General features: G+C 74.9%; 9 protein-coding genes and 1 tRNA gene. 2 read left to right on the forward strand and 8 right to left on the reverse strand.

Features of this window, described 5'->3' with window-relative positions:
- The first annotated feature begins 145 nt into the window (after window positions 1–145).
- A complete protein-coding gene (locus tag ACFXHB_RS01085; RefSeq protein ID WP_380571166.1) occupies window positions 146–439 on the forward strand; it encodes a hypothetical protein in 294 nt (97 codons plus the stop codon).
- A 308-nt stretch (window positions 440–747) separates the two neighbouring features.
- On the opposite strand, the gene ACFXHB_RS01090 is transcribed toward ACFXHB_RS01085, so the two are convergent.
- The 8 genes from ACFXHB_RS01090 to ACFXHB_RS01125 form a co-directional block, all read right to left on the reverse strand.
- Window positions 748–3,546, reverse strand: a complete 2,799-nt coding sequence (locus ACFXHB_RS01090) for a ComEC/Rec2 family competence protein (RefSeq protein WP_380571167.1) — start codon at window positions 3,544–3,546, stop codon at window positions 748–750.
- Between the two features lie 82 nt (window positions 3,547–3,628).
- Window positions 3,629–4,636, reverse strand: coding sequence for a helix-hairpin-helix domain-containing protein (locus tag ACFXHB_RS01095; protein ID WP_380571168.1), 1,008 nt, complete (start codon window positions 4,634–4,636; stop codon window positions 3,629–3,631).
- 198 nt (window positions 4,637–4,834) lie between these two features.
- Window positions 4,835–5,680 carry a DegV family protein gene (locus ACFXHB_RS01100; protein ID WP_380571169.1) on the reverse strand — a complete coding sequence of 282 codons (846 nt, stop codon included), beginning with the start codon at window positions 5,678–5,680 and terminating at the stop codon, window positions 4,835–4,837.
- 288 nt (window positions 5,681–5,968) lie between these two features.
- Entirely contained in the window at window positions 5,969–6,745 is a 777-nt protein-coding gene (locus ACFXHB_RS01105) for a hypothetical protein (RefSeq protein ID WP_380571170.1), read from the reverse strand.
- A 328-nt stretch (window positions 6,746–7,073) separates the two neighbouring features.
- Entirely contained in the window at window positions 7,074–9,980 is a 2,907-nt protein-coding gene (leuS, locus tag ACFXHB_RS01110; RefSeq protein WP_380571171.1) for a leucine--tRNA ligase, read from the reverse strand.
- A 208-nt stretch (window positions 9,981–10,188) separates the two neighbouring features.
- Window positions 10,189–11,688 carry a hypothetical protein gene (locus ACFXHB_RS01115; protein WP_380571172.1) on the reverse strand — a complete coding sequence of 500 codons (1,500 nt, stop codon included), beginning with the start codon at window positions 11,686–11,688 and terminating at the stop codon, window positions 10,189–10,191.
- Window positions 11,689–11,926: 238 nt separating this feature from the next.
- Window positions 11,927–11,999 (reverse strand) — tRNA-Ala (locus ACFXHB_RS01120).
- Window positions 12,000–12,100: 101 nt separating this feature from the next.
- Window positions 12,101–13,540 carry an MFS transporter gene (locus ACFXHB_RS01125; RefSeq protein ID WP_380571173.1) on the reverse strand — a complete coding sequence of 480 codons (1,440 nt, stop codon included), beginning with the start codon at window positions 13,538–13,540 and terminating at the stop codon, window positions 12,101–12,103.
- Window positions 13,541–13,642: 102 nt separating this feature from the next.
- Here ACFXHB_RS01125 and ACFXHB_RS01130 point away from each other — a divergent pair, with 102 nt between their 5' ends.
- Entirely contained in the window at window positions 13,643–14,548 is a 906-nt protein-coding gene (locus ACFXHB_RS01130) for a helix-turn-helix transcriptional regulator (RefSeq protein ID WP_380571174.1), read from the forward strand.
- The last annotated feature ends 161 nt before the right edge of the window (window positions 14,549–14,709 follow it).

Raw genomic sequence — 14,709 nt, forward strand, 5'->3', positions numbered from 1 at the left:
ACGGGGCGCGGACACTCCCGCCCGGGCCGGGAGCGCACCGGGGTGAGGGGACGGGACGGAGACGGGGGCGAGTGCCGCCGCGGTGGCGACCGGGCAGGAGGGGGGGCGTGCGCGGACACGCGGCCGCTCCCGGGACAATGGACCGGTGACCGAAGACCTCGCCATCGACCAGCCGGACGCCTTCGACCCGAACGCCCGGCAGTTCCTCGTCCTGCCCGACCGTGACGCCGCCGAGGAGGCCACGGAGGAGCTCAGCGCCAACCACCCCGACCTCGGCGAACTCGAAATCGTCCGGGACGCCCTCGCCGGCGAGGACGACGCCGAGGACGCCCAATGGCTGGTCGTCGTGGAACCTCCGGAGGACGGCTGGACCTCCGGCCTGCTGCGCGCACTCGACGCCGTCGCCGCCGAGCACGAGGGCTGGCGCGAGGAGGGCTGATCCTCCGACGCCTCACCGACCTCTCCCCGAGGGCCCCGCGACACGGCCCCTTGCGCGGGAAGTCGGACGGGCCGACTTCCCACTCCGGGGTGCTGTACACCGCCTCGCCCCGCTCCGCTCCGCTCCGGAAGCACGGCACGGGGTCGGAGGGTGCCCCCGACCTCCTCTGGCGCCGGCCCGGGCACTGCCCGGGCCGGCGCCTTCCTTCGGGCCCCCGCCCCCGCCCCCCACCCCCCTCGCCCTCCCCTCCCCTCCCCACCACCCTCCTCCTCCTGGTGGGGAGGGAGGGACGAGCGGGCGGAGGAGCGTCACGCCGGCGGGCCACGCGGCCCGCCGGCCGGGTGGAGGGCGTGGGAAGCCCCCGACCCGTACCCGAGGTGGGACCCGCGCGGACGGACCGCCGCGGCGAGGCGCGCCGGGCTGTCACCCAGCACGGCGATGTCCCCCGCACGGTCCGTACGCAAAACCGTGGCACCGAGCGCACGCAGATGATCGAGCGTCCTCGCCGACGGATGACCGTACGGATTGCCCTCGCCACAGGAGACCAGGGCCAACCGAGGGCGCAGCGCCGCGGTCAAGCCCCAGTCCTGGTGCGCCGAACCGTGATGAGCCACCTTCAGGATGTCCACCGTCACGCCACCTCCCCATCTCCCCAGCAACGCCGACTGTGCCGGCGGTTCGAGATCACCCAACAAAGCCACCCGCACCCCGCCCGCCAGGGTCACCAGCAGCGCGACACTGGCGTTGTTGGCGCCGGACGCCTCCACCGGTAGTTCCGCCTCCGGCCAGACCACCTGCCAGGACAACTCCGGCCCGGCCGAACGCTGTTCACCCCGCCGGGCCCGCAACAGCGGAACCCCGGCAGCAGCCGCCCACCCGGACACCCGGGCCGCCTCGCCCGGAGGGTCGTTCACACGCGTCCCCTCGATCGCCCCGACGGCACGACCTCGCAACACCCCCGGTACACCCTCCACGTGATCGGCGTGGAAGTGCGTCAGCAGCAGGAGCGGGACCCGGGTGATCCCGAGATCGCGCAGACAACGGTCAGCCGCCTGCGGATCCGGCCCCGCGTCGACCACCAGCGCGCTGTCCGCGACCTCGTCACCGCCCGAAGCCACCGGCAGCACCACCATGTCGCCCTGCCCCACGTCACACATCACCAGCCGCCACCCGGGCGGTGGCCAGCCGGTCGCGAGCCGGGTGAGCGGGGGCGGCCGCACCAGTACGGCCAGCAGGGCGAGCAGGAGAAGGACCGCGACCACCGGGCGGATCCAGCCGACCGGAGCACGGCGGCCGTCGGCCACTGCGGGCCGGGGCAGCAGAAGGGGCACCGTCCAGCACATCGCCACGGTGGCCAGGGCGAGCGTCACCGTGCCGAGCAGCCCTCCGGGCCAGGAGATCTGAGCGCCCGGCACCTGCGCTCCGTACCGGGCCACCGCCGCCAGCCAGCCCACCGGGATCCCGGCCGGCTCCGCGAGCAGCCGGGCCAGACCCGGCGAGAGCGGCTCCAGGGCGAGCACCGTGAAACCGAGCAAGGTCGCCGGGGCCACCGCCAGTTCGGCCAGCAGATTGCAGGGGACGGCGACCAGGCTGAGGTGTCCCGACAGCACCACCGTCACGGGCGCGCAGAGCGCCTGGGCCGCAGCCGTCGCCGCGACGGCGCCCGCCAGGTGGCGCGGCCAGCGCCGCGCCCGCAGCCGCACCGCCCAGTGCGGGCCGAGCACCAGCAGACCGGCGGTGGCGAGCACCGAGAGGAGGAAGCCGAACGACCGTGCGAGGTAGGGATCGAGGAGCACCAGGACCAACGAGGCGCCGGCCAGCGCGGGCACCGCCTGCCGGGGCCTGCCGGTGGCGAGCGCGAGCAGCCCGATCAGCCCCGTACCGGCGGCCCGCAACACGCTGGGCTCGGGTCGGCAGACGGTGACGAAGGCGAGCGTGACGACCGTGCCGATCAGCGCGGTGGTGCGCAGCGGAATACCGAGGAACGCTGCCAGGCCTCCCCGTTCGGGGGTGCCGGCCCGGCCCGGGGCTCCGAGCAGGACGCCCAGGACGATCGCGAGGTTGGCCCCGCTGACCGCGACCAGGTGCGCCATGTCGGTGGCCCTGAAGGCGTCCAGGAGGTCCCCGGGGAGTCGGGAGGTGTCCCCCACCACCAGGGCCGGGAGCAGTCCACGCGCGTCCGGAGGCAGATCGTCGGCAGCCGCCCGCAGTCCCGCCCGCAACCGGCCGGCGACCCGCTGCGGCAGGCTGGGCGGTGCGAGCTCCCGCGGCGGCCCGTGCGCGATCAGCAGCGCGGCCGACTCGTCGCCGTGCCCCTCCCCCGCCGGACGGACATCGGCGGTGACGGCGACGCGGGCCGACGGGAGCAGCTTCTGCCACCCGGCGATGTCCGGCCCTCGCGCCAGCACCGTCACCGGTGTCCGCGTCCGGGTCGTCACGGCGCCCGACCGCTCCGCGCCGCCGCCGGCCGGGGTGGCCTCTCCCGCGACAGAGCCGGCCGGGACGGTGACCTGGTCAGCCACCGCGTCGACGGTGAGGATGCTCTGCCCGGCAGCCGTCCCCCGGGTGTGGGAGGTGTGGGCCTTCGGGTCGCCGGTGACGGTCAGTTCGACGCCCACCTCCGGCACCGGGGCCGCGCCACGGGCCAACCCGGGCAGGGGGCCCCGGTGGAGGTCGGCGGTGTGCAGCAGGGTCGTGGCGGTGGCCGCCGCACCGGTGAGCAGCACGGCGGCGAGGGTCACGGCGGCGCCACGACGGCTCCGCGCTCCCGGGCGGACGAGCAGGAGGACCGCGGACAGGAACGCCGCGACGGCGACCGACGACAGCAGGAGGCCGTGGCCGGGGCCCAGTCCGAGGACAGCCGCCGTGACCGCCCACGCCGCGACGGTGGGGAGCAGCAGGCGCAGGTCGCCGGCCGGCCGGTGCGGCGCCGACGCCGTGGAGGCGGGCCTCGCGCCGATGTCGGCGGCGGTGTTGTCGCCGATGTCGGCGGCGGTGTTGTCGGCGGTGTTGGCAGTGGTGCTGGCACGGGCAGTGGCGGCGATGACGGTACCTCCCTTCCGGGGAGTGGTGGACGGGTCGGACGGCCGCGTGCGTCGGACCGGCACGGGACAGCGGAAGGCCGAGAAGGCCGCGGGCGGCCGGGGCCGACGGGTGGACCGGCAGGGCCACACGGGCGTGGTGGGCGGATCAGAGGGCGAGCATCGGCCTGATCTCCGCGTAGGTGCGTTCGCCGATGCCGCTGACCTGCCGGAGCTGGTCGAGCGAGCGGAACGATCCGTGCGATGCGCGGAAGGCGATGATGCGCTGCGCGAGCGTGGGACCGACGCCCGGGAGCGTGTCGAGCTGTTCGAGGGTGGCGTGGTTCAGGCTGACCGGTTGCCTCGGCCCGGTGGCCCCCGCGCCGACCGGCCCGCCGACGGCACCGGTGGCGGGCACCGGGCCCGGCTCGCCGACGAGGATCTGCTCACCGTCCGTCAGTACCCGGGCCAGGTTGAGACTCTTGGTCTCCGTCTCGGGCAGCGGGCCGCCGGCGACGCGCAGCGCGTCCGCCACCCGGGATCCGCTGGGCAGCGCGTGGACACCCGGGGTGTGCACCCGGCCCCCGATGTCGACCACCACGACGGTGTGCGGGCCGGCGTCATCGGGGGCGGGCGGGGTACCGGCAGGGCCGGCCTCCGGTGGCCCCGGAACCTCCTGCCCCGGCCCCGGCTGCCCCGGCTCCATCGGACCGACCGCGACCGTCGGCACCGCGACCGGCCGGGGCCGCGCCAGCCAGAAGTGCTGGACGCCGTAGCCGACGGTGAGCAGGAGCAGGACGACCAGCCCCAGCACGGCCCGCCGGTCGAGCAGCGTCGACGTACCGAGGCGCCATCGCGCCCGGACCGGTCCGGCAGACCCGGCCCCGTCGGGCGGCACACCCTCGGGCTCCACCGTGCCGACCGCACCGCCCGGCCGGGCAGCTCCCACAGCACCTGCCACGCCGCGCGGCACGCCTGGCGTCAGGCCACCCGGCAGGTCACCGACGGACACGGCCCCCGGCGGCGGCCCGGTGGCCGACGGCTCGGCCGCCCCGGCCCTGACGTCAGTCACCTCCTCAGCTGTCTCCTCGGCCGCCGGCAGCAGTGTCGCCAGCCGTCGCCGCGCGACCTCACCGACCCTCTGGCGCTTCACCGCGCCGATGCTCATGTTCGTCATGCGGAGCACGCTAGAAGCCGGCCAGCGGCTGCGGGGAAATGAGCGAATCCCTGTGGAAAACCCGGGGTTGTGGATAACTAGAGTCACCCGAACGAGTGAGTAGCGACGGCCTGAGTTGACCATCCGTCCGACCAGGGACGTCGCGGCGCTCCGAACTCACCCCCGCGCCGGGCCGGAAGTCCTCCCCGCCCACCCGTCTCAGCGCGGCGAGACCACCACCGCCAGCAGCCCCGGCCCCACATGCGCGCCGATCACCGCCCCCACCTCGCCCACGTACAGGTCCCGCAGCCCGGGGATCCGCCCCCGCAGGCGCTCCGCGAGCGGCTCGGCCCGCTCCTCCGCCGCCAGGTGGTGGACGGCGATGTCGACCTCGCGCTCCCCCGCCTGCTCGACCGCGACCTCCTCCAGCCGCGCGATCGCCCGGGACGCCGTCCGGACCTTCTCCAGCGGTTCGATGCGCCCGCCGTCCAGGTGCAGCAGCGGCTTCACCGCCAGCGCCGACCCGAGCAGCGCCCGGGCGGCCCCGATCCGGCCGCCCCGGCGCAGGTGCTCAAGGGTGTCCACGTAGAAGAACCCGCTGGTCACCGAAGTGCGCCGGACGACGGCCGCGGTCACCTCGTCCAGCTCCCGCCCGGCCGCGATCGCCTCGGCGGCCGCCAGGACGCCGTACCCGAGGGCCATCCCGACCAGCCGGCTGTCCACCACCCGCACCGGGACGGGCGCCTCGGCGGCCGCCAGCCGGGCCGCCTCCGCCGTCCCGGACAGCTCGCCGGAGATGTGCACCGAGACGATCCCCTTGGCACCCGCCTCGGCAGCGGCCCGGTAGGCGGCGGCGAAGGCCTCGGGACTCGGCCGGGAGGTGGTGACCCGCTGCTTGCCGCGCAACGCCTCGGCGACGTCCTTGGGCGAGATCTCCACGCCCTCGGCGAGGACCGTGTCACCGACCGCGACGCTCAGCGGGACCACCGCGATCTCGTGGCGGTCGACGGCCTGCTGGGGCAGGTAGGCCGTGGAATCGGTGACAAGTGCGAGGTCGGCGGGCATGAGGCGGAGGTTACTCCGCACCCGGCCCGGATGACAGCGCCCCGACCGGGTCGGCCCCGGCCCGCGCCACCGCCCCCACGGCCTCCGCAGCCGGGCCGAACGCCACGTGCGGGGCAGCCCCGCGGAGTCGCGCGCGGCAGCGGTAGCGGCGGCGGGAGCACCGACGACGACCGGCGCACGACGACCACCGAACGGAGTGGGACAGCCGACGCACGGAACGACCGACGCACAGAACGACCGACGCACAGAACGGCCGACGCACGGAACGGACCGCAGGAAGGACGACGGTCAGCCGGTGGTCGGCCCGGCCGACGGCTTCCGCAGCCGGTCGGCCAGTCGCGTCAGCGGATCGGTCAGCCCCAGCAGTTCCTCGGCACTCGGCCGCGCGCCCTTCCCGTCCGTCAGTCCCGCCCGCCGCGGCGCCTCCCCACCGGCCGAGCCCCCGCCGGAGGACGCACCGGAGGACCCGCCCGCCCCGGAGGCGGCGGCAGCGGAACCCGCCCCGCCACCCGAGGTGTCCCAGTGCCGCAGCGCGCCCGCCTCGCTCTCGCACTCCTGGCTGAGCCGGCTCAGCTCGTCGGCGGCGAAGCGGTGCATCCGGTCCTGGGCGGCCCAGCGCATGGTCCCGGCGGAGTGGGTGATCCGGTCGGCCCGCTCCCGCAGCTCGGGCAGCTTGGCCGCGATCCGGCCCGGGTCTGGCTCGCGCTCCAGGAGCCGCAGCTCACCGTCCAGCTCCGCCGCGTGGGTGTCCAGCCGCCGCAGCAGGGCGAGCGCCTCGCCGAGCTGGCCGTCCTGGGCCAGTCCGCTCTCCAGGACCTGGCGCGTACCGTCCAGGGAGGTCCGCAGCTCCAGCCGGACGGCCGAGATCCGGCCCTGTGGACCGGGCTTGGTGTAGGTCTTCGCCTTGAGGGTCACGTTCTCGACCGCCCGCCGGGCGTTGGCCTCGTGCCGCTCCACCTTCGTGGCGATCGCCTTCGCCGCCTTGACTGTCCCGACCACCGCCAGTACCGCCACCACGAGCCCGAGGAGCAGGGCGAGGCCGACCAACACGCCGAGCGCTTCCATCACGAGCCACCTTCCGTCAGCCGAACCGGCCCCCACCGAGCCCAACGCGGGCCGGCCCACCGAGGGTTCCACGGTATCCCCCCGACCGGAGTCGGGGGCGGGCCGAAGCGGCCCGGGCCGCGGAGATCAGGGACAGATGGGGGATGTCCCCGACGAGGGCCCGGCCCCGGGAACACCTTCGACGCCCCCACCACGTCCTGCCCCTACCCGGCCGGCCCGGAACACCCAGCACGCCCGGCACCCAGGAAACGCCGAAGGGCGGGTGCCCCGAAGGACACCCGCCCCGACCGCCGGACCCGACCGCCGGTCAGCCGTCAGCCGTCAGCCGTCAGCCAGTGACGATGTTCACCAGCTTCGGCGCCCGCGCGATCACCTTGCGCACCGGCGCGTCCCCGATCGCCGCGACGACGGCCGGATCGGCCAGCGCCAGCGCCTCCAGCTCGGCGTCGGAGATCGACGGCGCGACCTCCAGCCGGGCCTTGACCTTGCCCTTGATCTGCACGACGCAGGTGACCGCCTCGTCCACCACGTACGCCGGGTCGGCCACGGGGTAGTCGGTGTGGGCCAGCGACTCGCCGTTGCCCAGCCGGCGCCACAGCTCCTCGGCGATGTGCGGGGCCAGCGGGGCGACCAGCAGGACCAGCTGCTCGGCGACCGGTCGCGGCGTGGAGCCGCGCTTCACCAGGAAGTTGTTCAGCTCGATCGCCTTGGCCACGGCCGTGTTGAAGCGCAGCGCGGCCATGTCACCGCGGATGCCGTCGATGGCCTTGTGCAGCGCCCGCAGCGTCGCCTCGTCCGGCGCCTCGTCCGTGACGACCGGCTCACCGTTCGCCTCCGAGACGACGTTGCGCCACAGTCGCTGCAGGAAGCGGTACGAGCCGACCACCGCGCGGGTGTCCCACGGGCGGGAGACGTCCAGCGGGCCCATCGACATCTCGTACAGGCGCAGCGTGTCGGCGCCGTACTCGTCGGCGATCTCGTCCGGGGAGACGGCGTTCTTCAGGGACTTGCCCATCTTGCCGGCCTCGCGCTTGACCGGCTCGCCCGCCCAGAAGTACGCCCCGTCGCGCTCCTCGACCTCGGTGGCGGGCACCGGGAAGCCGCGCTCGTCGCGGTAGACGTCCGCGGTGATCATGCCCTGGTTGAACAGCTTGTGGAACGGCTCGACCGAGGAGACGTGGCCCAGGTCGTGCAGCACCTTGTGCCAGAAGCGCGCGTACAGCAGGTGCAGTACGGCGTGCTCGGCCCCACCGACGTACAGGTCGGCGCCGCCGCCCGGCTTCTCGGCCGTCGGGCCCAGCCAGTACTGCTCGTTGGCCGGGTCGACGACCCGCTCGCCGTTCGACGGGTCGATGTAGCGCAGCTCGTACCAGCACGAACCGGCCCAGTTGGGCATGGTGTTGGTCTCGCGGCGGTACGACTTGGGACCGTCGCCCAGGTCCAGCTCGACGTTGACCCAGGCCTCGTTGCGCGACAGCGGGGTCTTCGGCGAGGAGGCCGAGTCGAACGGGTCGTAGGTGTGCGGCGAGTAGTCGTCCACCTGGGGGACCTCGACCGGCAGCATCGACTCGGGCAGCGCGTGCATCACGCCGTCCTCGTCGTAGACGATCGGGAAGGGCTCGCCCCAGTACCGCTGGCGGCTGAACAGCCAGTCGCGCAGGCGGTAGTTGACGGTTCCCTCACCGATGCCGCGCGCGGCCAGCCAGGCGGTGACGGCGGCCTTGGCGTCGACGACGCTCAGGCCGTCCAGGGAGATCCCGTTCTCGGCGGCCACGTCGTCGGCGGCGTGCGCCGAGTTGACGATCACCGAGTCGTAGGTGTCGAAGGCGTCGTCCCAGGTGTGCGGGTCCTCGTCGCGGCCGTCGGTCGGCTTGACGACGCAGCGCATCGGCAGCGCGAAGGCGCGGGCGAACGCGAAGTCGCGGTGGTCGTGGGCCGGGACGGCCATGATGGCGCCGGTGCCGTAGCCCATCAGCACGTAGTCGGCGACGAAGACCGGGACGGGCTCGCCGCTGACCGGGTTGACCGCGTAGGCGCCGGTGAAGACGCCGGTCTTGACCTTGGCCTCGACCTGGCGCTCCACGTCGGACTTCGCGGCGGCGGTCGCGCGGTACGCGGCCACGGCCTCGGCCGGGGTGGCGGCGCCGCCGGTCCACTCCTCACGGGTGCCGGCGGGCCAGGCGGCGGGCACGATCGAGTCGACCAGGCCGTGCTCGGGGGCCAGCACCATGTAGGTGGCGCCGAACAGCGTGTCGGGGCGGGTGGTGAAGACGGTGATCTTCTGGTCGCCGGGGGCCGCGAAGTCGACGCGGGCGCCCTCGGAGCGGCCGATCCAGTTGCGCTGCTGCAGCTTGATGGCCTCGGGCCAGTCCAGCAGGTCCAGGTCGGAGATCAGCCGGTCCGAGTAGGCGGTGATCCGCATCATCCACTGGCGCAGGTTCGACTTGAACACCGGGAAGTTGCCGCGCTCGGAGCGGCCGTCCGCGGTGACCTCCTCGTTGGCCAGCACGGTGCCCAGCCCGGGGCACCAGTTGACCGGCACCTCCTTGGCGTAGGCCAGCCGGTACTCGCCCAGCAGTTCGTCGCGCTCGGCGGCGGACAGCTCCGACCAGGCCCGACCGCCCGGCACCTCGCGCGATCCGTCCGCGAAGCCGGCGATCAGCTCGCTGATCGGGCGGGCCCGGCCGGCCTCCTGGTCGTACCAGGAGTTGAAGATCTGCAGGAAGATCCACTGGGTCCAGCGGTAGTACTCCGGGTCGATCGTGGAGATCGAGCGGCGCGGGTCGTGGCCCAGGCCCAGCCGGCGCAGCTGCTGGCGCATGTTGGCGATGTTGGCCTCGGTGGAGACCCGCGGGTGGGTGCCGGTCTGCACCGCGTACTGCTCGGCGGGCAGGCCGAAGGCGTCGTAGCCCAGCGTGTGCAGCACGTTGTGGCCGGTCATCCGCTGGTAGCGCGCGAAGACGTCGGTCGCGATGTAGCCCAGCGGGTGACCGACGTGCAGGCCCGCGCCGGACGGGTACGGGAACATGTCCATGATGAAGCTGTGCGGCTTCGCGGAGACGTCGCCGGCGCTCGGGTCGGCCAGGTCACCGGCCGGGTTGGGGGCGCTGAACGTGCCCTCCTTCTCCCAGATGTCCTGCCAGCGGGACTCGATCTCCGCCGCCAGGGTGGCGCTGTACCGGAACGGCTCGGTCGCGGCCTCGGCCGCGCCGGAAGCAGGGGTCGTCTCGCTCATGGTCCTTCAGGCTCCATCGATGTCAGTGGGCGAACCGGGCACAGGGCCGGACGCGACGCGAAAGGCGGCGGAAAACAAAAAAGCCCCTCGCAGGAGGGGATGCCACGCCGACTCCGGCGCCCGCCCTGGGGCGCGGCCGGTCCTGGTCAGCGCGGCCGGCTAAGGAGCAGGCGCACGGTTCGCATGGGCTCAGGGTACCGCAAGGGGCTCAGGCCTCTCCCGGAGATACCGACCGGGCGGCCGCGTCGAAGTCGCGCAGCGCGCGGGCGACCCGCTCGGACTGCATCCCGGCCGCCAGGGCGCGCGCCCGGTCGGCCGTGTCGGCGGCCTCCCGGAGACGGCCGGTACGGCGCTGGGAGTCCGCCAGCCGGACCATCAGCAGCACCCGGGCCCGGGCCCGGCCGGGGCCGAGCCCGGCCACCGCCGCGGTGAGCAGGGCCTGGGCGTTGCGGTGGTCACCGAGCAGGAGGTAGCCCTCCCCCACCATGCCCGCGAGGTCCGCCCGGGCCTGCGCCACCTCCCCGCCCCCGGCAGCAGCCCCCTCGACCGCCGCCCGCCCGTCCAGCTCCACGAAACCCGACCCGACCCGCTCCACGAACGCCCGCCCGTCCCCCTCCACGAAACCCGACCCGACCCGCTCCACGAACGCCCGCCCGTCCAGCTCCACGAACGCCCGCCCGTCCCCCTCCGCGAAACCCGACCCGACCCGCTCCGCGAACACCCGCCCGTCCAGCTCCGCGAACGCCCGCCCGGCCGCGGCCGCGACCAGCTCCGGCTCACCGCGCCGCCCGTACCCGCGCGCCATCCGGCCGAGCTGCAGGGCCCGGTCGGCCGGGCCGAGCGACTCCCAGGCCGCCTCCAACACCCCGGCGAGCACGGTGACGGCGTCCAGCCCCCGCGCTCCCCCGCCCTGGGTGGCCAGCACCGCCAGGCAGCCGACCACCCCCACCCCGAGCCGGGGGTCCCCGCTGAGGTGGGCGGCGCGCAGCGCGGCCACGAACGCCCGCTGGGCGGCCGCCTCGTGGCCGAGGTCGTACGCGGCCCAGCCGGCCAGCCGGGCCAGCCGGCTGGCGGTGCCGTACAGCGCGCGGCCGAGTTCCTCGTCGTACGCGCCGAGTTCCAGCAGCTTGGCGACCATGGCCAGCTCGGCCCGGGCCGGGCCGAGCACCAGGCCGCCGCCGCAGGCCCGCTCCAGCCGCAGCTTGCTCCGGTAGGAGAGCCGGAGTTCCCCGACCAGCGCGGGGTCGATCCGCAGCGCGCCCCCGCCGCCGACGGGTGGCGGCGGGGTGGCCAGCCGGGCGGCGGCCCGGTCGAGGTCGGCGCCGCGGAACAGGTCGGTGAGCCGGACCGGACCGGCGTCGGTGGCCGCCTCGCGCAGCGCGGTCTGGGCGGTGTCGGCCGTCCACGGGTCGGTGAGCAGCCGCGGCGAGAGGATCTTGGCTCCCCGGTTGCCGCCCATCCGACCCCAGAGCTGCTCGTAGGTGACGGCGATGCCGAGCGTGCGGCTGAGCACCTCGCAGACCGTCTGGTCGTGCGGGCTGCGCGGGACCATGCCGCGGTCGCGCCACTTGTAGGGGGCGGTGGAGCTGATCGCCAGGCCGGGCGGCAGGGTGAGGTTCACCTCGCGGGCCAGCCGTTCCGGGTTCCAGCCGAGCTGGTGGAGTATCCGGGCCAGCTCCTCGTTGCGTCTGCGCTCCAGATCGGCCATGGCACGACGGTAGCGGTCCGGCGGGGCCGGCGACCGGGCCGGCGGGGAACCGGGGAGGCCGCCGCGTCCGAGGTGGGCGCCCCCGGCACCGGCCGAACCGGCCCCGCGAAGACCAACCGCGGAACCGGCCCCGCGAAAGCCGGCGGCCGGACCCGACCCCCGGAGAGCCACCGGCCGAACCGGCTCCGGGAAACGCCGAAGGCCGCCTCCCGATCCGGGAGGCGGCCTTCGATCTCTGTGGAGCTACGGGGAATTGAACCCCGGACCTCTTGCATGCCATGCAAGCGCTCTACCAACTGAGCTACAGCCCCTTGACCTGCGGTGTCACCGGAGGTTTCCTTCGGTTTCCCTCGGCGACATCGACTACTTTACACGGTCGAAGGGGTGCTCCACGAATCGGTTACCGGAGGTACTACCCGGCCGTCGGACGGGTGCGGGCGGCGAACGCCGCGCCGAGGCCGACGAGGCCCGCGATCGCGGCGGTGGTCACCAGCAGGGCGTGCCCCGAGTCCGGGGGCGAGGCCGGCAGATCGACCCCGCCGAGGAAGACCGAGCCGAGGACCGCGACCCCGACCACCTGGCCGAGCTGGACGACCGTCACCAGCACGCCGCTGGCGTCCGCGGCGTCCGCCGGGGCGACGCCGCCCAGCGCCCGGGCGAACAGCGGCGCGTACGAGCAGCCGGCGACGAGGCCGAGCCCGGTCATCAGCAGCAGGGCCGCCGGGCCGATCTCCGCGCCACCGCCGAGCAGTGCCCCGAGCAGCAGGTAGCCGGCGGCCAGCACGGCGGCGGCGAGCAACGGCAGGAAGCCGTGCAGCCGGGCGGGCAGCCGGTGCCAGTGCAGGCTGGAGAGCCCGAAGCCGATCGCCACCGGTGCCGAGCAGAGCCCGGCGCGCAGCGCGCTGTGCCCGAGGCCGGACTGCTGGTGCAGGGCGAAGGCGAACAGGAAGCCCGCGAAGGCGGCCATGATCATGAAGATCGCGCCCGCCGCCGGGCGCAGTCCGGGCGCCCGCAGCACCCGGCCGGTGATCAGCGGCTGCCCGCCGCGCCGGGCGATCCGGCGCTCGACCACCACGAACAGGCCGAACAGCGCCGCGCTCCCGGCGAGCATCGCCCAGCCCCAACCCGGCCAGCCCAGCTCGTGGCCGAGCACCAGCGGCACCACCAGCAGCCCGAGGGCCGCGCCGAGCACCACCAGGCCGGGGAGGTCGAGGCCGCGCCCGGGGTCGCCGGGCAGCTTGGGCAGCAGCCGGGCCCCGGCCACCAGCAGCGCCAGTCCGATCGGCACGTTGACCAGGAAGACCGGGCGCCAGCCCGTCCCGAACAGGTCGGCGCTGACCAGGACACCGCCCAGCACCTGGCCGACCGCCATGCCGCCGGCCAGCACGGCCGAGTAGAGGCCGAGCGCCCTGGTCCGGGCGGCGCCGGTGAAGGTCTGCTGCAGCAGGCTCATCACCTGCGGCACCATCAGGGCCGAGCCGGCGCCCTGGAGCAGCCGGAAGCCGATCAGCCAGCCGGTGGTCGGCGCGAGGCCGCAGGCCAGCGAGGCGGCGGTGAAGACGGCCAGGCCGAGCTGGAACAGCCGGCCGTAGCCGTGGCGGGCGCCCAGCCGGGCGCCGGTGATGAGCAGCACCGCGTAGGCGACGGTGTAGCCGGCGATGACCAGTTGGAGGGCCGCGCCGGAGGCGTGCAGGTCGGTGCGGACGGTCGGCACCGCGACGTTGACGATGGAGACGTCCAGGACGGCCATGAACTGGCCGCAGAGCAGGAGGGCGAGGAGCGGCCCGGGCCGGGCGGCCGGGCCGGGGGTGGTGCCACCGGCCGCACCGGGCCGGATCTGAAGGTCCGTCATGGACCGAGCGTGCCGCGCGGCCGGTACTGGTGGTTAGAGCCCGCTGATCCTGGTACCGGCAGTACCTGTCTCGACGGCCCGCCCTGCGGCACGATGGCGGGTATGACCGTCCTGGACGACCGCACCGCCACCACCGTCGGGCCGCGCCGGCAGGACCGGCGCCGCACCGAGCTGGCCGGCTACCTGAAGGCCTGCCGGGCCCGGGTCTCCCCCGAGGACGTCGGCCTGCCGCCGGGGCTGCGCCGGCGCACACCGGGGCTGCGGCGGGAGGAGGTGGCGCAGCTCTCCGGGGTCGGCGTCACCTGGTACACGTGGTTGGAGCAGGGGCGGCCGATCAACGCCAGCGAGCAGGTCCTGGCGGCGGTGGCCCGGACGCTGCGGCTGGACGACACCGAGCGCGAGCACCTGTTCCGGCTCGCCGGGCTGTCCGCGAGCCCGAGCGCGCAGGCCGACCCGCCGGTCCTCGACCCCTCGACCCAGGCCATCCTGGACGCGCTCGCGCCGCTGCCGGCGGCGGTCTCCAACACCCGGTTCGACGTGCTGATGTACAACCGGTCGTACGAGTCGCTGTTCGGGACGAACCGGACCGTCACGCCCAGCGGGCGGTTCAACAGCATCTGGTGCACGCTCCTCATGCCGCCGTGCTGCAACCCGTTCCTGAACCGCGCGGAGGCGCTGCCCCGGATGGTGGCGGTGCTGCGGGCCGCGTACGGCAAGCACGTCGGCGAGCCGGTCTGGGAGGACCACGTGCGGGGGCTGTCGGCGCGCAGCGAGCTCTTCCGGGACCTCTGGGCCCGGCAGGAGGTGGCACCGCCGCAGACCTCGCTGCGGGTCTTCCGGCACCCGAAGGTCGGGGTACTGCGGCTCAACGCCTCGTACCTGACGCTGCCGGGGGTGCCGGAGACCTACGTGGTCGTCTATCTCCCGGAGGGGCCCGGGGACCGGGCCCGGATCGAGGAGCTCGCCACCCTGCCGCCCGGCGGCTGGCTCAACAGCTGCCACTCCTGAGCGGCCGGCCGGACCGGGCGGCCGCGCGCGGGGCCGACCGGCGGGCCGGCCCCGGGAACGCGGAAGGGGGCCCCCCCCCGGGGGGGGGGCGGGTAGCCGCGGAGGGGGGCGACGGGGGGGAGGAGACCCGACCACGGGGAAAACCAGCAAACCAGGAAAAA

It is taken from the genome of Kitasatospora sp. NPDC059327 (assembly GCF_042752535.1).
In the GTDB taxonomy this organism is placed as follows: domain Bacteria; phylum Actinomycetota; class Actinomycetes; order Streptomycetales; family Streptomycetaceae; genus Kitasatospora.

What these genes read in the sequence shown, in the direction of transcription:
- ACFXHB_RS01095 (WP_380571168.1), bottom strand. Translation starts at nt 4,636, where the DNA reads ATGACGAACATGAGCATCGGCGCGGTGAAGCGCCAGAGGGTCGGTGAG.
- ACFXHB_RS01100 (WP_380571169.1), bottom strand. Translation starts at nt 5,680, where the DNA reads ATGCCCGCCGACCTCGCACTTGTCACCGATTCCACGGCCTACCTGCCC.
- ACFXHB_RS01105 (WP_380571170.1), bottom strand. Translation starts at nt 6,745, where the DNA reads ATGGAAGCGCTCGGCGTGTTGGTCGGCCTCGCCCTGCTCCTCGGGCTC.
- leuS (WP_380571171.1), bottom strand. Translation starts at nt 9,980, where the DNA reads ATGAGCGAGACGACCCCTGCTTCCGGCGCGGCCGAGGCCGCGACCGAG.
- ACFXHB_RS01115 (WP_380571172.1), bottom strand. Translation starts at nt 11,688, where the DNA reads ATGGCCGATCTGGAGCGCAGACGCAACGAGGAGCTGGCCCGGATACTC.
- ACFXHB_RS01125 (WP_380571173.1), bottom strand. Translation starts at nt 13,540, where the DNA reads ATGACGGACCTTCAGATCCGGCCCGGTGCGGCCGGTGGCACCACCCCC.
- ACFXHB_RS01130 (WP_380571174.1), top strand. Translation starts at nt 13,643, where the DNA reads ATGACCGTCCTGGACGACCGCACCGCCACCACCGTCGGGCCGCGCCGG.